Source organism: Pseudoalteromonas sp. SG44-8 (genome assembly GCF_014164125.1).
Taxonomy (GTDB): Bacteria; Pseudomonadota; Gammaproteobacteria; order Enterobacterales; family Alteromonadaceae; genus Pseudoalteromonas; species Pseudoalteromonas rhizosphaerae.
In genome coordinates this window covers 105,762-131,477 of the sequence record NZ_JACJEQ010000007.1, presented here as the reverse complement: position 1 = coordinate 131,477, position 25,716 = coordinate 105,762, and the positions used below count along the sequence as shown (strand labels likewise).

The following is a 25,716-nucleotide window of genomic DNA, read 5'->3' as shown; positions in this document are numbered from 1 at the left end:
TCTATTTTTTGGCATAGTTGTCAAAAAACTGCCGCTTAGTGCTTGCATCCCTCCCAAACTCGCTTACAATTTAAATTATTAATAGCTTGTAGTAACTGTGGTTCGCTAAATAATGATCTTGATCTTAGATAATAATAATAATCGTGCGATTGGTTTACATGCTGCGCTTACCTTTATTGGTGAGGCAGTGCAACTGCTTGATGATGCAAGCCTTGAACAAGAATGTGAAAAATACCAAAAGCAGTCATGTATGGTGATCCTCGGCGCATTACAAAGTTTAGATCATGAGAGCGTGATCAAGCGCCATCCAACAATACCATTTCTATTAATTGGTGAAACCCTTAAATCACTGTTGAGCATTGCCAATGTAGTTGGCCTTATCTGTGAACCTTTTAACCATGATGTAACGACTCAATTACTGCATGATTGCCAACAGTATCAACGGATGTTACCAAATGAGCATAAACACGCAAAACCGCACAAAACCTTTGATGGCTTAGTTGGTGAAACTGAAGCGGTTAAAGATGTACGCTTTTTAATTGAACAAGTTGCTAAAACGGACGCTAATGTATTAATTTTAGGCGAATCAGGTACTGGTAAAGAAGTGGTTGCTCGTAATGTTCATTTACTATCAAAACGTAATACAGGGCCATTTGTACCCGTTAACTGTGGGGCGATACCTGCGGAGCTGTTAGAAAGTGAGTTATTTGGTCATGAAAAAGGCGCGTTCACTGGTGCTATTTCAGCGCGTAAAGGCCGTTTTGAACTTGCCCAAGGTGGGACGCTTTTTTTAGATGAAATTGGCGATATGCCGCTGCAAATGCAAGTAAAGTTATTACGAGTGTTACAAGAGCGCAGCTATGAGCGGGTTGGTGGTACAAAACCAATTCAAGCGGATGTGCGGGTGATTGCTGCAACACACCGTGATCTTGAAAAAATGATAGAGCAAGGAAGTTTCCGCGAAGATTTATATTATCGACTCAATGTTTTTCCTATCGAAAACCCATCACTTGCAGAACGTGCTGATGATATTCCATTATTATTAAAAGAGCTAATGCGCCGTATTAATGAGCAAAGTGGTACTACCGCTAAATTTACCGAGCGCGCAATTGATAGTTTAAAAGAGCATACATGGCCGGGTAATATTCGCGAGTTAGCTAACTTAGTTGAGCGTATGGTGATCATGCTGCCAGATAAAGTGGTTGATATTCCAGACCTACCAGCAAAATATCGTTATATTGAAGTTGATGCTTATGAACCACAATATCCCGAAGAGCTTATGGAGCGTGATGCTTTCAATGATATTTTCAGTACTGGTTTTAGTGATTACGACGATGAGCCAGAAGTTGAAGCAATTCAGCCATCAGCAGACCTTTTACCCGACGAAGGGATTGAGCTAAAAGATTATTTAGCTGAGCTGGAAATTAGCCTGATCACTCAGGCCTTAGAGCGTTATGATTATGTCGTAGCGCGTGCTGCGGAGATCTTGGGTGTACGCCGCACAACCTTAGTTGAAAAAATGAAAAAATATAACCTATCACGAGATTAACACGTGCTAAGTTGCTAATATTTTACTTCGCAATATCAGTAATCACAGAGTGTGGTCGTCGTTTACGGTGATAAGTTCATTGACGCGCTAAAGCACTACCTACCATTTCGGTGCTTGCAAATAGTTACTTAATTTTTACCACCGAGGCGCTGCGCGCTACACGGAGCTGAAGGGCTAGGACCCTAATCCCTTCCTCTTTGAACTCGGAGTTCTCTGTGGTGGATCAATCATTTAAAGATCTTTTGCACAAAGAGAAGTGAATGAGAGCAAATGAGCAGATAAAAATATATATAAATCTTTCGCGGCTGAAGCCTGCTTATATGTGGGTTAAGCATTTGTAGGAAATGGCTTCAGCCATTAATTCCCAGAAGCTAGATTTTAGGATCCTAGCGCCTAGTCACTTTTCTAGCTCTTAATACCTAGTATTTTTCAATAATCTCTGCTTTTCTAAAACAATCATTACTATGATCATTCACCATACCACAGGCCTGCATATGGGCGTACACTGTGGTTGGACCTAAAAACTTAAATCCCCGTTTTTTTAAATCTTTTGCAAATGCAGTTGAGGCCTCTGTAATTGCAGGGTAGTCACTAAGTTTATCTAACTCATTCACTAACGGCTTTCCACCTACAAACTGCCATTGATAGTTACTGAAGCTGCCAAATTCTTGCTGAATTTCAATAAAACGTTTGGCGTTATTTATGGTTGCTACAATTTTTAAACGATTACGGATAATTGTTTCATCAAGCATTAATCGTTCAACATCGTGCTCGTTCATTTGTGCGACTTTTTCTACATCAAAATCCAAAAATGCACGACGATAGCCATCACGTTTCTTTAAAATCGTATACCAACTTAATCCTGCTTGTGCTGATTCCAGAGTAATAAACTCAAACAAGATTTGATCATCATAAACAGGCACACCCCATTCGTTGTCGTGATAGTCAACATAGTCATCTTTACTGGTATCGAGCCAAGGGCAGCGACATAAATTTGTTGAATTCATAGTGTCTCCTTGCTTTGCTTATTTTAGTTTGTCATTTTTTTGTCGCGTTATTTATACGCTAAGCAAATGAAATTAATCAATATAATTGTTGGTACAATTTGTGCATTTAGCTAGTTAGATCCTGTAAACGAGAATGCATTATGGCCTTAGCTAATGTCTTAAAACCACAATTTATCACAGCGACCCAGTATAACCCATGTTTACTGCAAGAAGAGTACATTGGTGAGTTAAGTGAATTACGCCAGCAAGCCAGTTGGTTAAGTCATTTAGTAGATACAATGCCTGCGGGTGTTGTGGTGCTTGATGGTCGCGGTTTGATCGCTAAAGCTAATCAAATCGCAACAGACATGTTAGGGGAACCACTCGAAGGTGAAAAGTGGTTCAGTGTGATCCAGCGCTCGTTTCGGCCCCAACAAGATGATGGCCATGAAGTATCGCTAAAAGATGGACGCTTAATTAAGTTAGAAATAACGGCATTAGCGCCAGAGCCAGGGCAATTAATCTTAATGACTGACTTAACCGAAACGCGTCGTCTACAAACACGCGTTGCACATATGCAGCGTTTAAGTGCATTGGGTAAAATGGTGGCATCTTTGGCACATCAAGTGCGAACACCACTGTCTGCTGCGATTTTGTATGCCGCTAATTTAGGTTCAAAGCGGTTACCCGAAAGCTCTCGAGGCAATTTTCATACTAAGTTAATGTCGCGTTTAAAAGATCTCGAAACCCAAGTAAACGATATGTTGTTGTTCGCAAAAAGTGGCGATCAGCAAGTTGTTGAACATGTTTCCATGCAGCAATTATTAACTGAAGTGAAAACTGGCGCTGATGCTATGGTCGCACTTAATAATAGTGAACTTCAGGTCAGTTTACCTGAGCCTGATATCGAGATAATGGGCAATAAAACTGCGCTTGCCAGTGCCATTCAAAACCTTATTCACAATAGTATTCAAGTCATTGGCAGTAATGCACTCGTTCAATTAAGTGCGCAGCGGGATGCGAGTGACCCCGAGCTAGTGTGTATTACTGTAAGTGATAATGGCCCTGGGGTCGATTTAAGCTTACTTGATAAATTATTTGAACCATTTTTTACTACGCGAAGCCAAGGCACCGGTTTAGGCTTAGCGGTGGTTAGTTCAGTCGCAAATGCACACCAAGGACGAGTTGAAGTAACGAACAATGCTCAAGGCGGAGCCTGCTTTAGTTTACTGTTACCTATTTGTACAAAGTCAACATCGGCGGAGGCAATATGAACAACACGATTTTAGTGGTTGAAGATGATGCAGGGCTTCGTGAAGCCTTGATTGATACGCTTGAAATGTCTGGAATAGATTGCGTTGCGGCTGACAGTGCCGAGCAAGCTATGGTGCTACTTAAAAAAGACAGCTTTTCGCTGGTCGTGAGCGATGTGCAAATGGGCGCGATGAGTGGTCTTGATTTACTGCGCAGCATTAATCTTAATTACCCTGATCTACCGGTTTTAATGATGACAGCGTATGCGACTATTGATGATGCTGTTGAGGCTATGCGGTTAGGGGCAATTGACTATATGGCCAAACCGTTTGCGCCCGAAGTGCTACTTAATATGGTAAGCCGCTATCTACCTGAGCCAGAAAAAGAAACAGATGGCCCGATTGTCGCTGATCCGAGTAGTATTCAGCTATTAGAACTTGCAAGTCGGGTTGCTAAATCGGATGCCAGTGTGATGGTGCTTGGTCCTAGTGGCTCAGGTAAAGAAGTACTCGCACGCTTTATCCATGATAAATCAGATCGCGCAGAGCAGCCATTCGTCGCAATAAACTGTGCTGCGATCCCTGAAAATATGCTCGAAGCTACATTATTTGGCTACGAGAAAGGCGCGTTTACTGGTGCGATTCAAGCTTGTCCGGGTAAATTTGAGCAAGCACAAGGTGGCACAATTTTACTTGATGAAATCACTGAGATGGATTTAGGCCTACAGGCTAAGTTACTACGCGTATTACAAGAACGCGAAGTTGAACGTTTAGGTGGTCGCAAAACTATTAAGCTGGATGTACGTATTTTGGCTACCAGTAACCGTGATTTAAAAGAGGCTGTGGCTAAGCACCAGTTTAGAGAAGATTTATATTATCGATTAAATGTATTTCCGTTGATGTGGCGTCCACTTTGTCAACGTCCAGGCGATATTGTCGTGTTGGCAAAGCATTTAATTGAACGTCATCTCAATAAAAGCAAAGAGCCTATCGCTGTACTTAGCGAACCGGCAGAGAAAAAATTATTAGCTCATACTTGGCCAGGTAATGTGCGTGAACTGGATAATGTGATCCAGCGTGCGCTGATATTACGCCACGGTGATATGATTGACGAAAGTGCTATTTTTATTGAAAATTTAACCCAGACTCCTCTAACTGCGGCTTTATCAGCAAGTTTAGTGCCGGTTAATTCAGCACCAGAAAGCACTACTTCGGCGGTTACAAGTTCACCAACTAATGATGCTTATTATGATCTGCAAGCGCCAGCAATAAAAGCCACAGCACAACGCAATCAGCTGCGTGAAGAATTACCAAGCTTGGATTCGGGAAGTTACAAAGATGAACTTAAAGATAAAGAGCATAGAATTATTTTAGAAACCCTAAATCGTTGTCAAGGCAAGCGTAAAGATGTAGCTGAAACATTAGGGATCAGCCCACGAACATTACGTTATAAATTGGCTCAAATGCGTGATTTGGGGATCACCTTACCTGCTTAAGCCTCTATAATTTTTGTTTTCCTTCACTATTTAATTTACGCTCAGCCTTGCTGGGCGTAAACTTGTCAAAACTCTGACAACTAAAATAAATCTTAAGTTTCTGATATTTATTGGTTTATTAGTTGGCATGCTTTGTGCTTTATTAAGTTATTAGTAAACTGCATCGTCAGAGACAATTATGAAAATTCAAAACAGCGCATTATTTCAAGAAATGCAATCTATGGCTCTCGAAGCTGGTCGTAGTAATCAAGTAAACAAATTACCGACGCAGGCGCAGCCTACTTCGAGCGCCCAATTTGGCGATTTGTTAAGTGATGCACTCAATACAGTGAATGGCCTTCAAGCTGATGCGAAACAAAAAGTCGTAGCGGTTGAAATGGGCGATCGAAATGTGTCATTAGCGGATGCAATGATCGCATCACAAAAATCGTCAGTTGCCTTTGAAGCTACGGTGCAAGTTCGTAACAAACTTGTAGAAGCCTATAAAGAAATCATGAACATGCCTGTTTAACTAGGTAGTGGAGAATTATTGTGGCGCAATCTAATCAATCAACAGATCTTGCTTTGGCCGGCGGCGGTATCGACCAAACTGATAATGACGATCAACAAGAACAAAAGTCAGGCTATTTAAGTGCATTAAACGGCGTTGATGTATTGCGTCAGGTTACTCTAATTATTGCATTAGCGATTTGTTTAGCGATTGCTATTTTTGTGATTATTTGGGCACGTCAACCAGATATGCGTCCACTTGGAAAAATGCCAACGGAAGAGCTAATTCAAACGCTCGACTTTTTAGATGCACAAAAAATTGACTATCAACTTGATGGCAATGTGGTTTCTGTTCCTGAAAATGAATATCAAAATATTAAATTGTTAATGACCCGCGAAGGTATTGAGCAAGCGCCGAACTCGGGTACTGATATTATCATGCAAGATATGGGTTTTGGTGTTAGTCAGCGTTTAGAGCGTGAACGTTTAAAGCATGGTCGTGAACAACAACTAGCGCGTACGATTGAGGAACTACAAAATGTCACGCGTGCTAAAGTATTATTGGCAATACCGAAAGAAAATGTTTTTGCTCGTCGTGAGAAAAAACCATCCGCAACAGTGGTATTAACTTTAAAACGTGGTCGCATGCTCGGTAGTGAAGAAGTGGACGCCATTGTTGATATTATTGGTTCAGCAGTGCAAGGTTTAGAGCCGTCACGAGTAACTGTAACAGACCAAAATGGCCGATTACTTAATTCAGGATCGCAAAGTGCGTTAGCTGCTCGCTCACGCAAAGAATACGATATTGAACGTAAACGTGAACAAGAATATCTAGATAAAATAGATGGTATCTTAATGCCAGTTATTGGTATGGGTAACTACACTGCACAAGTCGATTTAAGTATGGACTTTAGTGCGATTGAAGAAACTCAAAAACGCTACAACCCTGATTTACCGGCGGTACGCAGTGAAACCACCTTTGAAGAAAACAACATCGGCGGGTTAGCTATCGGTATTCCTGGCGCGCTGACAAATCAGCCTCCAACAGATTCAAATATTCCTGAAATTGCCGGTCAAGGTGGTGCAGGCTCTGGTTCATCACCCAGTCGCACTCACAAAGAAGCGACACGTAACTATGAACTTGATACTACTATCTCCCACACACGTCAGCAAAGTGGTGTTATTCGTCGAATTAGTGTGTCTGTGGCAGTCGATTATGTGGCAAAAGTGGGTGAAAATGGTGAAACGACTATGGAGCCTCGCTCAGTTGAAGCACTGTCAAATATTCGTCGTTTACTGCAAGGTGGTGTGGGTTTTGACTTACAGCGTGGTGATGCATTAGAAGTAGTGACAGTACCGTTTGTACGTGAACCGATGGACTTAGCTATTGAAGTGCCACTGTGGGAACAAAACTGGTTTATGAAAGTTGTGCGTTTAGTGCTTGGCGCATTGGTTATTATAGTGCTAATCATGGCGGTGGTTAAACCTATGCTGAAACGCTTGATTTACCCAGATGATACCCTTGAAGAGTATGATGATGATGCGCTTAGTTCTGGTGTAGATATTGGTGATAACACCCTAGATATGCTAAATAAAGATTTTGATTCTGCTTCGGTTGGCTTCTCAAGTGATGGTACACTACAGTTACCAGACCTACATGGCGATGAAGACTTATTAAAAGCTGTTCGTGCCTTAGTAGCAAATGAGCCAGAACTCTCCTCACAAGTTGTGAAAGCGTGGTTAACTGAAGATGACTGATCAAGAACAAAAACAACTGCCAGCAGCGTTTGATGTTGATAAATTAGACGGTGTAGATAAAGCCGCAATTTTATTGCTAAGCTTATCCGAAGAAGATGCAGCGCAAATATTAAAGCACCTTGAACCTAAACAGGTGCAAAAAGTGGGTATGGCAATGGCGGCGATAGATGATCTATCGCAAGCCAAAATCAGTGCCGTGCACAATTTATTTATAGAACAAATACAAAGCTTTAGTACGATTGGCTTCCAATCAGAAGATTTTATCAAAAAAGCGCTTACTGCGGCACTTGGTGAAGATAAAGCGGCAAGCCTGATAGATCAAATTGTTATGGGATCTGGTGCCAAGGGTCTTGATTCATTGAAATGGATGGACTCAAAGCAGGTTGCCAATATTATTCGCAATGAGCATCCGCAAATACAAACTATCGTTTTATCGTATTTGGAGCCTGAGCAATCGGCCGAAATTTTAGCGCAGTTTCCTGAAAAAGTGCGCTTAGATTTAACCATGCGAATCGCCAACCTTGAAGAAGTTCAACCTGCGGCTTTACAAGAGTTGAACGAGATAATGGAAAAACAATTTGCCGGACAAGCTGGTGCGCAAGCTGCAAAAATGGGCGGCTTGAAAGCGGCGGCAGATATCATGAACTACCTCGATACTAATATTGAAGGTCAGTTGATGGATTCTATCCGTGAGCATGACGAAGAGATGTCGCAACAAATCCAAGATTTAATGTTCGTATTTGAAAACTTAATGGATGTTGATGATCGTGGTATTCAAGCTATCTTGCGAGAAGTCCAACAAGATGTACTGATGAAAGCCATCAAAGGTACTGATGATGCATTGAAAGAGAAAATCCTCGGCAATATGTCAAAACGGGCTGCAGAGATGCTTGCTGATGATTTAGAAGCAATGGCACCTGTGCGGATCAGCGAAGTTGAAGCCGCGCAAAAAGAGATTTTATCTACGGCACGTCGTCTCGCTGATTCAGGTGAAATTATGCTTGGTGGTGGTGGTGGTGAGGAGTTCTTGTAAACCATGAGCAAACCTACTCAATATCAAGGTCGTCCTTTACGAGCCAGTGAAGCAGTTGATGAATTATTAGAAAACTGGCCAATTCCAGATGTTACGCAAGACACTCGAAAATTCGATGGTCGTTCAACGGCGTTTGGTACACCGCTGGCCGATTTATATCGTAAAGAGCTTGAAGAAAGTGAACAAGCACTAGAGCCCGAAGAGCCTGAGCTGCCCTCGTTAACGATGGCTGAGCTGGAACGAATTCGTCAAGATGCCTACGAAGAAGGCTTAAAACAAGGCCACGAGCAGGGTTATATTGATGGTTTTGAAAAAGGCGTAGGTGAGGGAAAAGAAGCCGGTTATAAAGAAGGCATTGAGCTTGGTAAAACACAAGGTCAAGAAGAAGTAAAACCACTGATTGAAGAACAGCTAACGGGTCTAAAAGCATTGTTGGATAGTTTGTCAGCGCCATTAGCTAAAGTCGATGATGACGCCGAAAAGCAACTTGTACAGTTAACCGTAATGCTAACCGAAGCGTTAGTTTATCAAGAAATTAAAACCTCCCCAGAAATCATTTTGCAAAGTTTAAAGCAGTGTATCGATGCGTTAGCCAATGAGCAGCAAAGTGTGCGTATTCATTTACATCCTGAAGACATTGAACTGGTTAAAAATAGTTATGGTGAAGCTGCACTAGCTGAAAACCATTGGCAGTTAGTTGCAGAGCCGACTTTAGATCGCGGCGGTTGCCAAGTAAAAACACCTCAGTCATCTATTGATATGACTATAAAAACCCGCGTCAAAGAAACGTTGGATAGTTTTTTGCATAGTAGTGGTATCTAACGCTATTTTTGGTTTGCAATGAGTTCTCAACCACGCCCATTAAGTGAACGTTTACAACAGTATCAAAAACATATTCATAGTCCAACGCCTGCTGTTGCGGGAATTTTAACCCGTGTTGTAGGGTTAACATTAGAGGCGAAAGGATTACGCGCGCCAGTTGGCAGCCAATGTAAAATTGAAACCATGCATGGTTTTGTTGATGCTGAAATTGTTGGTTTTAATGATCAGACGCTTTACTTGATGCCAAATGACCATATTTCTGGTGTACTACCTGGAGCGCGAGTGATCCCACAAGTAAATGATACCGGACTGCCTGTTGGTATGTGTTTACTTGGTCGTGTTGTTGATGGCTTAGGGCGTCCGTTGGATGGGCTTGGAGCTATTAAAGCAGAGCATTACTTAAAATTTGCACAAAATTCCATTAACCCATTATCTCGACGACCAATTACGCAGCCGATGGATGTTGGCGTACGCGCTATTAATTCAGTGATAACTGTTGGCCAAGGCCAGCGCATGGGGCTATTTGCAGGCTCAGGCGTGGGTAAGTCGGTATTACTGGGTATGATGACCCGAGGCTCAGAAGCTGATGTAATAGTTGTTGGTTTAGTGGGGGAGCGTGGCCGCGAAGTAAAAGAATTTATCGAAGAAATACTCGGTGTGGAAGGGCGTAAGCGTTCTGTCGTAGTTGCTGCTCCCGCCGATGCATCGCCATTAATGCGATTAAAAGGTTGTGAAAGTGCGGTAACTATCGCGGAGTACTTTCGCGATCAAGGCTTAAATGTTTTATTGCTACTGGATTCTGTAACGCGTTATGCCATGGCTCAGCGCGAAATAGCGCTTGCGGTTGGTGAACCACCGGCGACTAAAGGTTATCCGCCTTCAGTATTTGCAAAGCTACCCGCGCTGGTGGAACGTGCTGGTAATGGCGGCGAAGGGCAAGGCTCTATCACAGCGTTTTTTACTGTACTGAGTGAAGGGGATGATATGCAAGATCCGATTGCTGATGCGGCGCGAGCCATTTTAGACGGTCATATCGTGTTATCCAGAGAGCTCGCTGACAGTGGTCATTATCCTGCTATTGATATAGAAAAATCGATTTCACGGGTGATGCCACAAGTTGTCTCAGAAGCACACATGCAACAAGCGCGAGTGTTAAAACAAGTGTATTCAATGTTCCAGCAAAATAAAGATATGATTACTTTAGGTGCTTATCAAAAAGGCACCGACCAAATGCTTGATCAGGCCATTAATATGATGCCAAGAGTGAATGCATTTCTACAACAAGGCATGAAAGATGTGATTAGCTATGACGATGGCCTACAAGGGCTTGCGCAATTATTAGGACAAGCATAATGGCAACAAATAAGCTCAATCTATTGCTGAAAATAGAAAATGATAAAGAAGAAACTTTACGGATAAATTATTTACAAGCGCAGCAAAACTTGCAAGGCAATCAACAAAAATTGCAAGGCTTGAATAACTTTCGTTTGGAGTATACTCAGCAATTACATTTAAAAGGAAAGTCTGGTTTAAGTAGTGCAGGGTTTAGTCAATACCATGCTTTTATTGCCAAAATAGAAGAAGCTATTCGTCAACAAGCCAATACCGTCAGTACTGCTAAACAAGTTGTTTCACAACGACAAAGTTTATGGCTGAAACAGCAGATTAAAGCTAAAGCCGTTGCTAAATTAATAGAAAAACAGCAGCTTAAAGCGAATGTAATCGCACAAAAAAATGAACAAAAAATGCTTGATGAATTTTCTGCAAATCAATTTTATCAAAGACGTCGCGCTCTATAGTCATCGCCCAAAACAGCATTATTTATTTATTAAAATTAGCTTAGGCATATTATTTGCTTGTTTAACGTATGAAGTATTTATTCTGGCAAACTGCGGCGGCAAATTGCCACTTTTAATCTAGGTGAATTATGGCTATTAGTGATCTTTCAGTATTTATCTCAACTGAGCAGGATGTTCAGTTAAATAAAAAAGACAGTGCCAAAGGCAGTGCGGCAACAGGTAAAGAAAGCACCGATAGTGATTTCTTTAGTGAGTTACAAAACGCTAATAATGCTGCAGAAACACCCATGAAAGTTAACTCATCTGGCGCTGTGTCAGCTGCAAGTGAAGCCGAAGTTGCTGCTGAAAAAGCGCAAAAAACGCCCACTGACAGCAGTGATGAGAAAACGATGTCAGGTGATGCAATGCTTGCTCAGATCACGGCAGCCAACAATATGGACACTCGGGTAAATAATACGCCAACTGTTGCAAATGCCTCATTACTTTCAACGTTGGGTAAATACAGTGAAGAAAAAATAGATCCGAAGCTTATTAAAGTCACTGGACCTCGTCCAATTGATGATGTTACGCCTATTATTGATACAGACACTCCTGCCACTGATGATCCAATTGCACAACTAGTCGATAAACAACTAAAACCAACGCTACTTACTGAAAAAACGGTGCTGGCAGAGGCGATTGATAAACAGCTTCAACTGAAGGGAAACACCCCTCCTGATGATGCTGTGACTCCTATTATTGATGATATTCAAGTGGCAAAAGAGATATCGCAAAATAAAGCGATGACAATGCAGCCAACAAACCAACAAGCTGCAGCTACCTTAAAGAGTGGGGAAGTTGGCAATGAAACAGCTCAAATAAATATTGCTGAAAATACAAGCAAAGGTAAGCCACAAAACAGTGAAGTATTAGCTAAAGGTTTGGACGTAACGCTTGCTCAACAAGTTAAACCACAAGAAAGTGAAGTATTAGTTAAAGATTCGGACACAAGGATTGCTCAGCAAGAAAAACCTCAACAGAGTGCAGCGTTAACTGCAGATGCGCACGCAACTGTAGCTAACGTTACTGCTAACGCCAAACAAGCAACCACAAGTGCTACTGCAGTAGCAATGGACGTTGCTTCAAAGGCAGAACCAGTAGTTAAAGGTGTGGAATCAACCACTACGATTGGCTCTCAAACTGATGTAGCTGAAAAAGCAGCTACACAGGCAAAGCATAGTAACAGTGCTGTATTAGAGCAAATCAGTAAGGTATTGCTTAACTCACCAACTACAGTACAAAAAAATGAACACCCATTGTTGGCGAGCTTAACACCAGAGCAGCAAAAACAGCTACAAAATCAAGTTGATGTCATTCGTCAGCAAGATCCATCACCGGCTAACGTAACTGACTTAAAAAAAATGCTGGCTGAATTTGTAGAGCTTAATAGTAAAGAAGTTGCAAAACCTACCACGGCAGTTGCGACAATGAACACGGCAGAGCTAACCCAACTAAGTAAAGATATTTCGCTGTTGAGTCCTGTGCAAAAGCAGGCATTGAGCCAGCAATTACAAAATTTTGTGAGCACTGAGCAGCCTAAGGGGGCTTTATTAACTCAGATCAATACGGCTATTGCAGAATTAGCTCAGCCAGAGAGTATTGAAAAAAAGACTGAGTCAAAAGCTCAATTGACGGTTCAGTCAATGACAGATAATTTAGTAAGCACTACAACAACCAATAGCAATACCGCTAAATCAGATACAAATAAAGTATCTGCGCCACAAGATGCACTTATAAAGGCCGCGAGCAAAGAGCAAGAAGTGAAACTGGCAGTGCAAGATAATGTTCTAAAAAGTGAGCAACTTGCTGAAAATATTAAAGCAGAGCAAAGCCCTGTGCGCGACAACACATTGACACGTGTAAATCAATTGTTTGGCCAGCTCACCGGATTAACCACTGCGGTTACGACAGCCTCGGCTGTAGAAGGGAGTGAGCAAAGCTATCAACAAGCTTTGGCAGATATGCAAGTAATGCATGCCCAGCAAGCGAGCCCTACATCACAGACAAGACAAATAAATCTTGATCCAACTGCGTTACAAGCATTGAATATCATGAAAAGTGATGCAGCCAAATTACTACAAGAACGAGTGAGTGCATTACTAAGTATCAATAATAAAGAAGCTGAAATACGTCTTGATCCGCCAGAAATGGGTAGTATGCAAATTCGTATTCGTAGCGATGCAGAACAAGCTCAAATTAACTTTGTGGTACAAAATCAGCAAGCCAAAGAAGCTCTTGAGCAATCAATGCCGAGATTACGAGAAATGTTAGCACAGCAGGGAATTGAACTGGGTGAAAGCAGTATCCAGCAGGGAAATAGTCAAAGTGATACTGGTGGTGACGGACAACAAAATGGTCGTGGTCAACAGGCAAATCAGCAACAAAATGAAGAGGAAAGTGCATTAACTCAGCAACCAATTCGAGGCTCTGGGCAACAATCTTCATCATCAATAGATTACTATGCCTAACACCTGCTATTATATGAGGTATAAGACTATAAAAATAAATAACTTGATGGTGCGCGGTGACACTCGTAATATCGCTATTATTAAGGCATAAAGGAAAGCAGCATGGCTGAAGAAGCAAACTTAGAAATTGAAGACGGTAGTAAAAGTAAAAAAAAGCTGATTATAATTATTATTGCTGTGGTATTGGTAATTGGTGGTGCAGCTGGCTTTTTCTTGATGTCTGGCTCCGACGCTGCTCCTGAAACACTTGCGGATGAATCTGTTGCATCAGCAACTGAAACTGCAGATGTAAGTGGTAGTGGTGCAAAGGTTGGCAGTGCCTTATATGTTGCGATGCCTCGACCTTTTATTTTTAACGTACCTGGTGCCAGTCGTGATCGCATTGTGCAAATAAAAGTGCAATTACTAGTGCGCGGTGATGTGAATGAAGAAACGGCTAAAAAGCATATTCCACTTATTGAAGGCACATTGCTTGGTGTGTTTTCAACCACCACCGCAGATGAGCTTGGTACTAGCGAAGGCAAAGAAACCCTACGAGTAGCAGCGCTTGATAAAGTACAAGCCGCGTTAACTGATGTAGAGGGTAGTAAAGTAATTGAGCGGGTGTTGTTTACCGGCTTTGTAATGCAATAAGGGGTCAGCGTGAGTGATTTATTATCCCAAGATGAAATCGATGCCCTGTTGCATGGTGTCGATGAAGTCGAAGAGGAGGATCTACAGGACGGTGATGATGGTAGCGGTAATACGTTGCAATACGATTTTTCTTCACAAGATCGTATTGTTCGTGGTCGCATGCCGACTCTGGAGATTGTGAACGAACGATTTGCTCGACACATGCGCATTAGCTTATTTAATATGATGCGCCGTACTGCTGAAGTTTCTATCAATGGCGTACAAATGATAAAGTTTGGTGAGTATATCCACACTTTATTTGTTCCTACCAGTCTTAATATGGTGCGCTTTCGTCCTCTTAAAGGTACTGGGTTAATCACTATGGAAGCACGGTTAGTGTTCATCCTGGTTGATAACTTCTTTGGCGGCGATGGTCGCTATCATGCGAAAATAGAAGGTCGTGAATTTACACCTACTGAGCGCCGTATTGTACAAATGCTATTAAAAATAATCTTTGAAGATTACAAAGAAGCATGGGCGCCGGTAATGGATGTGTCTTTTGAATATCTTGATTCAGAAGTTAATCCGGCAATGGCTAATATCGTCAGTCCCACCGAGGTGGTGGTGATCAGTTCATTCCATATTGAGCTGGATGGCGGTGGCGGGGATTTCCATATCGCATTGCCGTATTCAATGCTTGAACCTATTCGTGAATTACTCGATGCTGGTGTGCAATCAGATACTGAAGATACCGATTTACGTTGGAGCAAAGCCTTACGTGATGAGATTATGGATGTTGAAGTTGGAATATCAACACAACTGCTTGAAGTTGATTTAACCTTAGCGCAAATTATGGAGCTTAAGGCTGGGGATATTATTCCTGTTGAGATGCCAGAGCACATAACGGTGTTTGTCGAAGAGCTGCCAACCTTTAGGGCTAAAATGGGTCGCTCTCGTGATAACGTCGCTCTGCAAATTAGTGAAAAAATTAAACGTCCTGAATCAGTCAAATCAGAGTTGCATGTCTTTACAAAAGGTGGCAAAAAGCTTGATTCAGATGCGGAATTAGCAGAACTAGAAGATGATCTACACCTTTCCGAAGGCGTAGATTTAGACTGGTAAGAGAATAAAAAGGTTTAATAGTATGAGTGATGACCAAGATACAATGGACGAATGGGCGGCTGCTTTAGCCGAAGCCGAAGGGACCGATAGTTCTGATGGTGCCAAAGTAACTGAACTTGACGAGTTAAGTGATGCTAGACATGAAATGAGTGGCGAAGAAAAACGCAAACTCGATACAATTTTAGATATCCCCGTGACTATTTCGATGGAAGTCGGGCGTTCAAAAATTAATATTCGTAACTTACTTCAGCTTAACCAAGGTTCAGTTGTTGAGCTTGATCGTGTTGCCGGTGAGCCATTGGATGTATTAGTTAATGGTACATTGATAGCGCATGGTGAAGTGGTCGTAGTTAATGATAAATTTGGTATCCGCCTGACTGACGTGATCAGCCAAGTTGAACGGATCAAGAAGCTGCGATGAGCAGTTGGCTTTTTTTATCGACTGCAGCAAGCTCAGCGCTGCCTGCAGCGACACCAATGGGCGACTTACTCTCAATGGTAATGTCTTTAATCATGGTGCTAGTACTGATTGTGGTACTGGCATTTTTGGTTAAAAAACTAAACCCCAATTTAGCAAATACCGACGAATTTAAAGTGGTGCGTAGTTTACCGTTAAGTGCGCGAGAGCGATTAATGGTCGTCGAAATTGATAATTGTCAGCACTTACTAGGCGTAACCCCGCACAGTATTAACTACCTGCATAAATTAGAGACTCCATTGACAGAAAAAGAGTTGCCAGCCCTTGCACAACGTTTTGGTAAACTCTTAAACCCACAAACTAACCACATTAAAAAGAATTAATAATATGACTAAGTGGCTGCTTATACTTTTTGCATTAGTTTTTATCCCCACAGTTAACGCCGAAGGCATTGAAGCGTTAAGTATTACGACTAATCCAGACGGTTCACAAGATTACTCTGTAACCTTGCAAGTACTGGCTATTATGACCGCGCTAAGCTTTATACCTGCAGCGGTGATCATGATGACCTCATTTACTCGCATAATCGTAGTACTGGCTATTTTACGCCAAGCAATTGGTTTGCAACAAACACCATCAAATCAAATATTGTTAGGTATGTCGCTATTTCTAAGTATTTTTATAATGACGCCGGTTTATCAAAAAGTGAATCAGCAAGCTATTGAGCCATATTTAAATGAGCAGGTGACCTCGATTCAAGCGCTTGAACTTGCCAAAGAGCCGATGAAGGAATTCATGCTCTCACAGGTGCGCATAAAAGATTTAGAAACCTTCGCTAAAATTGCTGGGTATGATAAGTTAGATTCTCCTGAAGCAACGCCATTAATTGTATTAATCCCCGCATTTATAACCAGCGAATTACAAACTGCATTTATTATTGGTTTTATGTTCTTTATTCCATTTTTGATAGTCGATTTAGTTGTGGCTTCAGTCTTGATGGCCATGGGTATGATGATGCTCTCGCCGATGATTGTGTCTATGCCGTTTAAAATTATGTTGTTTGTACTTGTTGATGGCTGGAGTTTAGTGATGGGGACTTTAGCTAAAAGTTTTGGCTTAGGCACTTGATATGGCAATACAATACTTTGCCTACAAAGGCTAGGGGGGCACCATGGAACCAGAAATCTTCGTCGATATTCTCAGTAATGCATTATTTTTAGTTATTAAATTAGTATCGGCAATTGTGGTACCAGGTTTATTAGTGGGTTTAGTTGTAGCTGTATTTCAGGCCGCAACGTCAATCAATGAACAAACATTAAGCTTTTTGCCGCGGCTATTAATTACTATCAGCGCCTTGATTGTTGGAGGGCATTGGTTAACGCAAGAGTTAATGGATTTTTTTAGTCGAATAGTGTTAATTATTCCTGAAATTGCAGGCTAGTATGGAATTCCCATTTTCGGTTATTATTCAGTGGCTGAGTGATTTTTTGTTACCACTAGTACGGATCAGCTCGATGATTATGATCATGGCGGGGCTGGGTGCTAAAAATGTGCCTACGCGGATCAAGATGGGTCTAGCGGTAATGATTACTTTTTTAGTTGTACCAGTACTTCCGCCTGCGACATTTAATAACTTATTCTCTTTTGAGATGATATTGGTAGTTATTCAACAAATGTTAATCGGTGTTGCGATAGGTTTTGCTTCTGTACTGATGTTGAATACTTTTGTGTTAGCAGGGCAAATATTAGCAATGCAAACTGGCCTTGGTTTCGCCTCTGTTGTTGATCCTTCTAATGGTATGAGTGTGCCTGCTGTTGGGCAGTTTTATTTGATTCTAGCCACGCTATTATTCTTTGTATTTAATGGCCATTTAATGATGATCCAAATGGTAGTGCATAGCTTTGAGGTGCTACCAATCGACGGTAATTGGTGGGCGGTTGATCATTATTGGGACATAGTGACGTGGGGCGGCTGGATGTTTACTACCGCCTTGGTGTTATCTTTGGCGCCTTTAACAGCTATGCTGGTGATTAATATGTCGTTTGGTGTGATGACCCGTGCAGCACCGCAGTTAAACATTTTTTCAATCGGTTTTCCGTTTACCTTGGTTGCAGGTTTAGTCATTATTTGGGCAACCTTAGGTAACTTTGTTACTCAATTTGAATTTCAATGGCTAAAAATGATTGAGTTAATGTGTACTTTAGTTGGTTGTTCCCCATAGGAGAGAGTGATGGCTGAAGATTCAGGTCAAGAAAAAACCGAAGAACCCACGGGGAAAAAAGTAGACGACGCGAAAAAGAAAGGCCAGGTTGCGCGCTCAAAAGAGCTTGGCACCATGTTTGTACTTATTTTTTCAGCGATTTCATTACTTATGTACGGACCTGAGATTGGCAAGGGACTGTATAATATAATGGGTCGCATGCTCAGTTTGAACCGCAATGAAACCTACGATACTACGAAAATGTTTTCTGTGTGGGGAGCGGTGGCCGATGCGCTAGTATTTCCGATGGCGATGTTCGTGTTTATTATTGTGCTGGCGGGTATCATAGGTAATACCTTGTTAGGTGGTTTTAACTTTAGTTGGGAGGCGGCAGCACCCAAAGCCAGTAAAATGTCACCAGCAAAAGGTATAAAGCGGATGTTAGGTCCACAAGCGGGCGTCGAGTTGGTGAAATCGATTTTAAAGTTTGTGGTCGTGGCGGGCTTTGCCATTTTTTTGATCAACACCTTCTTTGATGAAATTCTTCATCTGAGTATTGAAAGTGCGCCGGGCAATATCATTCATGCCTTAGAGATACTCGCATGGATGTTTTTAGGGCTGACCTGCACCTTAACCATTATTGCTGCGATTGATGCGCCATATCAAAGCCATAAACATCACAAAGAATTAAAAATGACTCTACAAGAAGTCAAAGATGAATATAAAAATTCTGAAGGTGATCCGCAAATTAAAGCGCGTATAAGACAAACGCAAAGACAAATGTCGCAGCGACGCATGATGCAGGATGTGCCAGATGCCGATGTAGTTGTTACCAACCCTACTCATTACTCTGTGGCATTAAAGTACGACACAGAGCGCGCTGGCGCGCCTATATTAGTTGCCAAAGGCGTTGATGAGATGGCGATGCAAATTAGAAAAATAGCCATAGGTAACGAGGTACCCATTGTAGAGTCCCCCATGCTTACTCGAGCACTGTATCATACTGCCGAAGTAGGAGAACAAATCCCTGACCAACTATTTACTGCAGTCGCACAAGTTTTAGCTTATGTATTTCAGCTTAAACGCTTTCAAAAAGGCCGTGGTAAACGCCCTACAAAATTGAATAAAACACTCCCAATTCCAGATGCCTATAAGTATTGATTTGAATAATCAGTATTCTTTTAAGCTCGTAATTAATAACTTGGAATAGTTATTGCAAATTCCGTTTAGTGTCAATTTTTTGAAATTGTAGAATTATGGAATTTAAAGCTGTATTACAACAACTTAATAAAGATAAAAAAGAGTATTTAAAAGGTGTTGGTACACCTTTGCTGGTGCTCGCTGCGCTGGGCATGGTGATTTTACCGTTACCGCCATTTTTACTCGACATTCTTTTCTCGTTTAATATAGCTTTAGCATTAGTGGTGTTGTTAGTGACAGTTTACACCATGAAGCCTGTTGAATTTGGGATGTTTCCCGCAGTACTATTGATTGCAACTATTATGCGTTTGGCACTAAATGTTGCCAGTACCCGGGTGGTGCTGCTTGAAGGCCATAACGGTGGCGATTCCGCAGGTAAAGTAATCGAAGCTTTTGGTTCAGTGGTAATTGGTGGCAACTACGCAGTTGGTTTAGTGGTGTTTTTGATTTTGATCATCATCAACTTTGTGGTAATCACCAAAGGCGCAGGCAGGATCTCTGAGGTATCGGCACGCTTTACCTTAGATGCGATGCCAGGCAAACAAATGGCCATTGATGCCGACTTGAATGCGGGTTTTATTAGTGCAGAGCAAGCACGAGACCGCCGTGAAGAAGTCACCCGTGAAGCGGACTTTTATGGCTCTATGGATGGTGCGAGTAAGTTTGTAAAAGGTGATGCGATTGCTGGTATAGTGATACTGATCATCAATATTGTTGGCGGCTTGTTTGTTGGTATGATCCAGCATGATTTAAGCTTTGGTAACGCAATGGAAGTGTATACCTTACTGACCATTGGTGATGGTCTAGTTGCACAATTACCATCATTACTGTTATCTATTGGCACTGCAATTGTTGTTACTCGTCAAAATGAATCGCTCAATATGGGCGATCAATTTAAGAAACAACTCGGTAACGAAAAATCATTATTTATTGCTTCGGGTATTTTAATCGTGATGGGTTTGGTCCCGGGTATGCCACATTTTGCCTTTTTAAGCCTTGGTGCTTTACTTGGTTATTTAGCGTATTACACCCAGCAAAGTAAGCTCAAAGAAGCGGCTGCTAAGGAAGCAGAAGCTGCCAATGGCGGTGCAACAGGCACTGGTGTTGCTAACAAGCAAGAGCAAAAAGAGCTAGGTTGGGATGATGTACAACAAGTTGATGTAATTGGCCTCGAAGTTGGCTATCGCTTAATTCCATTAGTTGATCAATCACAAGGTGGCGAATTATTAAACCGAATTAAAGGGGTACGTAAAAAGTTATCTCAAGAACTTGGTTTTTTAATTCCACCAGTGCATATTCGCGATAACTTAGAGTTAGACCCAAATGCATACAGAATTACCATGATGGGTGTTTCAAGTGGTGAGGGCGAGCTTAAGCACGGTGATGAGTTGGCTATTAATCCTGGCCAAGTATTTGGTCCAATAAAAGGGATTGCTACTAAAGATCCTGCCTTTGGTCTAGACGCTATTTGGATCAAACCAGATCAAAAAGATGAAGCACAATCACTCGGTTATACCGTGGTTGATGCAGCGACTGTGGTAGCAACGCATATTAGTCAGTTACTAACTAACAGCGCGGCCTTGTTACTCGGCCACGAGGAAGTGCAAAATCTATTAGATATGCTGGCAAAAAGTCATCCTCGTTTAGTTGAAGGGCTAGTGCCAGATATTTTACCACTAACAGCAATTGTTAAAGTATTACAAAATTTATTAAATGAAGGCGTTGCTATTCGCGATATGCGTTCAATTGTACAAACCCTTGTTGAGTATGGCCCTCGAAGCCAAGATCCTGATGTATTAACCGCAGCAGTGCGAATTTCACTGCGCAGATTAATTGTTCAAGACGCGGTTGGAATGTCATCAGAAATCCCTGTCATAACCTTGGCGCCTGAGTTGGAACAGATGTTGCATCAGTCACTACAAAATGCAGGCGACGAAGGTGCCGGAATAGAGCCAGGACTTGCAGAGCGACTTCAACAATCATTAAATGAAGCGCATCAAAACCAAGAAATGGCCGGTGAACCTTCGATATTGCTAACGTCAGGAATGTTACGCACTGTGTTATCTCGTTTTGTTAAGTACACCATTCCAGGATTGCGAGTGATGTCTTATCAAGAGGTACCAGACGAAAGACAGATCAAGATTGTCAGCTCAGTAGGCCAATAATCGGATTTTAAAGGGGTTGAACCATGAAAATAAAACGTTTTTTTGCTAAAGATATGCGCACCGCACTGAAAGAAGTTAAAGATGAACTCGGTGTAGATGCTGTAATCATGTCAAATAAAAAATTAGCCAATGGGGTAGAGATTGTTGCCGCCGTTGATTATGATAAAGCAGCCCCGAAAGCACCGGCACAACCACATGTTGCTAAGGCGCAACCGCAAACGAATGCTAACTTTGTTAAACCTGCGCCACAACGTGCGCAGCATGAGCCGCAAGCTGCGGTAGCTGATAGCTTACAAGCATTATTAGAGCGCCAATCACCGCGTCCACGCTCACCTGAGCTTGCGTCTATGTTTAGCCAGTCAGGGATTGATACATCTACTCAGTATCAACCACAGCAACAACATCAAGCACAGCAAGCTCGCCATGAACCACAAGCGCATAGTGATTTTGCTCGTCGCGATACTGCGCCGCGTCCACAAACGCAAGCACATAGCTTAGGTTTTGATGATGATCTAGAAAGTGGTTTTGATGATTTAGATACTCCGATGCCAACAAAAAGTGCAGCCAAAACAGATGAAATCACCGCTATGCGTGATGAAATGGCTGCGATGCGTCAATTACTTGAGTATCAGGTATCGGGTTTGATGCAACAAGATTTAGCGCGTCGCGATCCTACTCGCGCATGCATGATCGATCGTTTAGTTGGAATGGGTATCGACAGTGAAGTTGCAGAGCAAATGGCCTGCTTTATTCCGGACGATGTGTCACGTCAGCAAGCCTGGCAAGCACTATTGCAAATGGTTGAAAACCAAATGCATACTACAAATAACGAAATCCTTCGCCAAGGCGGGGTATATGCACTTGTTGGTCCTACTGGGGTAGGTAAAACTACAACCGTGGCAAAACTTGCAGCCCTTGGCGCACAAAAATATGGTGCAGATAAAGTTGCGCTAATTACCACTGATACTTACCGTATTGGCGCTTATGAACAGTTAGCTACTTATGGCCGGATCATCGGTTGTGGTGTAAAACAAGTTAAAGATGCCAATGAATTAGCAGAAGTTTTATATCATTTACGAAATAAGCGTCTAGTATTAATAGATACCGCGGGAATGAGCCAACGTGATTTACGTTTAACTGAGCAGCTAAATACATTAATGCGTAATCAACGTGTCGATATTCGCAATTATTTAGTGCTCAGTGCGACCGCACAAATTAATGTTTTACAAGAAACCGTAAGACATTTTAAGAAGGTACAATTAAGTGGCTGTATTTTCACTAAATTAGACGAATCATTAAGTTTAGGTGAGATTATTAGTATAGCGATTCAAAATCGCCTTCCAATAGGGTATCTTACTAACGGTCAGCGCGTTCCAGAGGACATTCGGGTCGCCAATGCAGAGAAATTAGTAAAAAAAGCAGAACAATTGTATTTAAAAAGAACAAAAGCACAACATTCACGACGCCAAGCAGTAGCGTCAAGCACAGTAGGGATGTATGATTAACACAGTATTAGATCAAGCAAGTGGCCTGCGTAAAATGAGTCAAAACAATAATAACGGCGTTAAAGTTATCGCTGTAACAGGTGGTAAAGGTGGCGTAGGGAAAACTAACGTCTCACTTAACACTGCGATTGCGTTGGGTCAGCTCGGAAACCGAGTGTTAGTTCTGGATGCCGATTTGGGTTTAGCAAATTGTGATGTGATGTTAGGGCTTCGGGTTGAACGTAATCTATCTCATGTACTATCAGGTGAATGTGAGCTCGATGAAATTTTAGTTGAAGGGCCTGCAGGAATTAAAATAGTACCAGCGACGTCAGGCTCACAAAGTATGGTGGAACTTTCACCATCAGAACATGCTGGATTAATTCGTGCTTTTAGTGAGTTGAATACCGAATTTGATATATTAATTGTTGATACTGCTGCTGGTATCTCTGACATGGTATTAAGTTTTTCGCGCGCAGCGCAAGATGTCATGGTAGTAGTATGTGATGAACCGACCTCAATAACCGACGCTTATGCATTAATCAAAGTGTTGAGTCGTGAGCATGGTGTGTATAAGTTTAAAATAGTTGCTAATATGGTGCGCAGTATGCGTGAAGGCCACGAACTATTTGCTAAGCTCTCAAAAGTAACGGATCGCTTTTTGGATGTCTCAATGGAATTGGTTGCAACAGTCCCTTATGATGAAAACATGCGTAAAGCAACTCGTCGTCAAAAAGTAATTGTTGATTTATTTCCAAATTCTCCAGCGGCAATTGCATTTAAAACATTAGCGACAAAAGCAGTTAAATGGCCTATACCTAATCAACCATCTGGCCATTTAGAATTTTTCATAGAAAAATTAGTAAACGGCTAACTATGACGGCATCGGTGAATAAAGCGATGGGATATCAATCGACACAAAATTTAAATGTGATTGTTGAGCGACATGCTTCTTTAGTTAAAAAAGTGGCTTGTCATTTGATCGCTCGTTTACCCGCGAGTGTGCAACTCGATGATTTGATTCAATCGGGGATGATAGGGTTAATTGAAGCATCAAAAAACTTTGATGCGACTAAAGGTGCAAGCTTTGAAACCTTTGCAGGCATTCGTATTCGTGGTGCGATGCTGGATGAAATGCGCCGAGGTGATTGGGCTCCTCGCTCAGTGCACCGTAATAGCCGCAGAGTTGCTGAAGCGATTAGTGAGCTAGAAAGCAGCCTGAATCGAGAACCTAAAGATAGTGAAGTTGCTGAAAAACTTGATATTACGCTAGATGAGTACCATCATATTCTTAGTGATGTAAATTCAAGTAAGGTTTTAGGTATAGAAGACTTGGGAATTGATGAAGATGTTATCACACCAGTGGGACATGATTTAGCACTAGACAAGCCCTTTAATAACGTTAAAAATGAACGTTTTAATCAATCATTATTAACAGCTATACAATCTTTACCTGAACGAGATGGGTTAGTATTGTCGCTTTATTATAATGATGAAATGAATTTAAAAGAGATTGGACATATACTCGATGTAAGCGAATCGCGTGTGAGTCAGATACATGGTCAGGCGATGATTAAGCTCAAAGCAAAAATCAATGACTGGATTAACTAGTAGTAAGTAAATATAGGTTCAGACCTCACCGGAGGATGTTTTGGATAAAAACATGAAAATTCTTGTTGTTGATGATTTTTCGACGATGAGACGTATTATCAAAAATCTGTTAAGAGATTTGGGTTTTACAAATGTACAAGAAGCTGATGATGGCTCAACAGCTTTACCGATGTTGCAGAATCAAGAATTTGATTTTGTAGTAACAGATTGGAACATGCCTGGCATGCAAGGAATTGACCTCTTGCGCGCTATCAGGGCCGATGACAGCCTGAAACACATCCCTGTTTTAATGGTAACAGCAGAAGCTAAAAAAGAACAAATTGTTGCTGCTGCACAAGCTGGTGTTAACGGCTATATCGTTAAACCATTTACAGCCGCAACACTGAAAACCAAATTGGAAAAAGTGTTTGAGCGTTTAGGTTAAATAAATAGGAGAGGCTTATGTCAGCACCAGCTGCGCCTCAGATCAGTTTAGAACAAGCCCGGCAGCTTGTGGTTTACCTTGAAAATGGTGAACAAGATAAAGCTGATCAGTTAATTATTGATGCGGCGTCAAAAGAGCAATCAGAATTATTTGCCGAAGTAGGCAAACTTACGCGTCAGCTTCATGATGCGTTGAAAAATTTTGAGCTTGATACACGTTTAGCTGATTTGACCAAAGACGCACTCCCCGATGCTAAGCAGCGTCTAAACTATGTTATGGAAATGACAGAGAACGCTGCTAATAAAACCATGGATGCTGTAGAAGCAAGTTTACCAATTGCCCAACAGCTTGCAGATGATATTTCAGACATTAAACCCACTTGGGATCGTTTAATGAATCGTGAAATTGAGCTAGGTGAGTTTAAAACATTATGCCACAGCTTAGATAAGTTCATGAATAGCTCGCAAACTAAAACGGATGAGTTGCAAGGACTCATGACCAATGTCTTGATGGCACAAGATTTTCAAGATTTAACAGGTCAAGTGATCCGTCGAGTGATAGAGCTTGTTAGAGAAGTAGAAGACAGCTTGATCCACTTGTTGACAGCATTTGGTAGCCAAGATGATAGCGAAACAAAAACAATAGCACCAGTCATTGAAAAACCGCCTGCTGAAAATACACTTGCAGGCCCTGAAGGGCCAATTATTGATAAAGAATCTCGTGATGATGTTGTCTCAGGACAAGATGATGTTGATGATTTATTATCAAGCTTGGGCTTCTAAGAGGA

The 25,716-nt window shown here is 41.7% G+C and carries 25 protein-coding genes; 24 read left to right on the top strand and 1 reads right to left on the bottom strand.

The annotated features are described in order from the left end of the window. Window positions 1-112: 112 nt before the first annotated feature. Complete coding sequence (locus H5163_RS08305; protein WP_182731007.1) at window positions 113-1,549, top strand: sigma-54 dependent transcriptional regulator; 1,437 nt, start codon at window positions 113-115, stop codon at window positions 1,547-1,549. Between the two features lie 419 nt (window positions 1,550-1,968). Here the strand turns inward: H5163_RS08305 and H5163_RS08300 are convergent, their stop codons facing one another. Next, the gene (locus H5163_RS08300; RefSeq protein WP_182734912.1) at window positions 1,969-2,556 is read right to left on the bottom strand and encodes a DNA-3-methyladenine glycosylase I; all 588 of its coding nucleotides are present in this window, start codon (window positions 2,554-2,556) and stop codon (window positions 1,969-1,971) included. A 140-nt stretch (window positions 2,557-2,696) separates the two neighbouring features. On the opposite strand from H5163_RS08300, the gene H5163_RS08295 reads away from it, so the two are divergent. From H5163_RS08295 to H5163_RS08185, 23 genes are all read left to right on the top strand, one after another. Further along, complete coding sequence (locus H5163_RS08295) at window positions 2,697-3,809, top strand: PAS domain-containing sensor histidine kinase (protein WP_145239418.1); 1,113 nt, start codon at window positions 2,697-2,699, stop codon at window positions 3,807-3,809. Continuing rightward, on the top strand, window positions 3,806-5,284 hold the full coding sequence (locus H5163_RS08290) for a sigma-54 dependent transcriptional regulator (protein WP_145239416.1): 1,479 nt from the start codon (window positions 3,806-3,808) through the stop codon (window positions 5,282-5,284). Before H5163_RS08295 ends, H5163_RS08290 begins: the two co-directional genes overlap by 4 nt. Before the next feature lie 178 nt (window positions 5,285-5,462). After that, a complete protein-coding gene (fliE, locus tag H5163_RS08285; protein WP_145239413.1) occupies window positions 5,463-5,795 on the top strand; it encodes a flagellar hook-basal body complex protein FliE in 333 nt (110 codons plus the stop codon). Window positions 5,796-5,815: 20 nt separating this feature from the next. Next, complete coding sequence (fliF, locus tag H5163_RS08280; protein WP_145239410.1) at window positions 5,816-7,531, top strand: flagellar basal-body MS-ring/collar protein FliF; 1,716 nt, start codon at window positions 5,816-5,818, stop codon at window positions 7,529-7,531. Beyond that, window positions 7,524-8,564 (top strand): flagellar motor switch protein FliG, encoded by a 1,041-nt coding sequence (fliG, locus tag H5163_RS08275; protein WP_145239407.1) that lies wholly within the window; start codon window positions 7,524-7,526, stop codon window positions 8,562-8,564. Before fliF ends, fliG begins: the two co-directional genes overlap by 8 nt. A 3-nt stretch (window positions 8,565-8,567) precedes the next feature. Next, complete coding sequence (gene fliH / locus H5163_RS08270; protein WP_145239404.1) at window positions 8,568-9,386, top strand: flagellar assembly protein FliH; 819 nt, start codon at window positions 8,568-8,570, stop codon at window positions 9,384-9,386. An 18-nt stretch (window positions 9,387-9,404) separates the two neighbouring features. Then, entirely contained in the window at window positions 9,405-10,739 is a 1,335-nt protein-coding gene (gene fliI, locus H5163_RS08265) for a flagellar protein export ATPase FliI (RefSeq protein WP_145239400.1), read from the top strand. Next, window positions 10,739-11,185: a flagellar export protein FliJ gene (gene fliJ, locus H5163_RS08260; RefSeq protein WP_145239397.1), complete on the top strand. Its 447-nt coding sequence runs from the start codon at window positions 10,739-10,741 to the stop codon at window positions 11,183-11,185. The genes fliI and fliJ overlap by 1 nt, the downstream gene beginning before the upstream one ends. Window positions 11,186-11,313: 128 nt before the next feature. Further along, window positions 11,314-13,692: a flagellar hook-length control protein FliK gene (locus H5163_RS08255; RefSeq protein ID WP_182734911.1), complete on the top strand. Its 2,379-nt coding sequence runs from the start codon at window positions 11,314-11,316 to the stop codon at window positions 13,690-13,692. 102 nt (window positions 13,693-13,794) lie between these two features. Next, a complete protein-coding gene (fliL, locus tag H5163_RS08250) occupies window positions 13,795-14,325 on the top strand; it encodes a flagellar basal body-associated protein FliL (RefSeq protein WP_145239392.1) in 531 nt (176 codons plus the stop codon). Between the two features lie 9 nt (window positions 14,326-14,334). Further along, a complete protein-coding gene (gene fliM / locus H5163_RS08245; protein WP_145239389.1) occupies window positions 14,335-15,426 on the top strand; it encodes a flagellar motor switch protein FliM in 1,092 nt (363 codons plus the stop codon). A 22-nt stretch (window positions 15,427-15,448) separates the two neighbouring features. After that, on the top strand, window positions 15,449-15,847 hold the full coding sequence (gene fliN / locus H5163_RS08240) for a flagellar motor switch protein FliN (RefSeq protein WP_145239385.1): 399 nt from the start codon (window positions 15,449-15,451) through the stop codon (window positions 15,845-15,847). Then, a complete protein-coding gene (gene fliO / locus H5163_RS08235) occupies window positions 15,844-16,227 on the top strand; it encodes a flagellar biosynthetic protein FliO (RefSeq protein ID WP_145239382.1) in 384 nt (127 codons plus the stop codon). The genes fliN and fliO overlap by 4 nt, the downstream gene beginning before the upstream one ends. A 4-nt stretch (window positions 16,228-16,231) precedes the next feature. Then, window positions 16,232-16,972 carry a flagellar type III secretion system pore protein FliP gene (gene fliP / locus H5163_RS08230; RefSeq protein ID WP_145239379.1) on the top strand — a complete coding sequence of 247 codons (741 nt, stop codon included), beginning with the start codon at window positions 16,232-16,234 and terminating at the stop codon, window positions 16,970-16,972. Between the two features lie 43 nt (window positions 16,973-17,015). After that, window positions 17,016-17,285 carry a flagellar biosynthesis protein FliQ gene (fliQ, locus tag H5163_RS08225; protein ID WP_145239376.1) on the top strand — a complete coding sequence of 90 codons (270 nt, stop codon included), beginning with the start codon at window positions 17,016-17,018 and terminating at the stop codon, window positions 17,283-17,285. Between the two features lies 1 nt (window position 17,286). Next, entirely contained in the window at window positions 17,287-18,066 is a 780-nt protein-coding gene (fliR, locus tag H5163_RS08220) for a flagellar biosynthetic protein FliR (protein ID WP_145239372.1), read from the top strand. A 9-nt stretch (window positions 18,067-18,075) separates the two neighbouring features. Then, the gene (flhB, locus tag H5163_RS08215) at window positions 18,076-19,206 is read left to right on the top strand and encodes a flagellar biosynthesis protein FlhB (RefSeq protein WP_145239369.1); all 1,131 of its coding nucleotides are present in this window, start codon (window positions 18,076-18,078) and stop codon (window positions 19,204-19,206) included. Window positions 19,207-19,301: 95 nt separating this feature from the next. Continuing rightward, window positions 19,302-21,410 carry a flagellar biosynthesis protein FlhA gene (gene flhA / locus H5163_RS08210; RefSeq protein WP_145239366.1) on the top strand — a complete coding sequence of 703 codons (2,109 nt, stop codon included), beginning with the start codon at window positions 19,302-19,304 and terminating at the stop codon, window positions 21,408-21,410. A gap of 23 nt (window positions 21,411-21,433) precedes the next feature. Next, window positions 21,434-22,915, top strand: a complete 1,482-nt coding sequence (gene flhF / locus H5163_RS08205; RefSeq protein WP_182734910.1) for a flagellar biosynthesis protein FlhF — start codon at window positions 21,434-21,436, stop codon at window positions 22,913-22,915. Then, window positions 22,908-23,768 carry a MinD/ParA family protein gene (locus H5163_RS08200; protein ID WP_145239360.1) on the top strand — a complete coding sequence of 287 codons (861 nt, stop codon included), beginning with the start codon at window positions 22,908-22,910 and terminating at the stop codon, window positions 23,766-23,768. Before flhF ends, H5163_RS08200 begins: the two co-directional genes overlap by 8 nt. A gap of 26 nt (window positions 23,769-23,794) precedes the next feature. Beyond that, a complete protein-coding gene (locus H5163_RS08195) occupies window positions 23,795-24,505 on the top strand; it encodes an RNA polymerase sigma factor FliA (RefSeq protein ID WP_145239602.1) in 711 nt (236 codons plus the stop codon). A gap of 40 nt (window positions 24,506-24,545) precedes the next feature. Next, on the top strand, window positions 24,546-24,929 hold the full coding sequence (gene cheY, locus H5163_RS08190; RefSeq protein ID WP_016708035.1) for a chemotaxis response regulator CheY: 384 nt from the start codon (window positions 24,546-24,548) through the stop codon (window positions 24,927-24,929). 17 nt (window positions 24,930-24,946) lie between these two features. Then, window positions 24,947-25,711: a protein phosphatase CheZ gene (locus H5163_RS08185; protein WP_145239357.1), complete on the top strand. Its 765-nt coding sequence runs from the start codon at window positions 24,947-24,949 to the stop codon at window positions 25,709-25,711. Window positions 25,712-25,716: the final 5 nt, after the last annotated feature.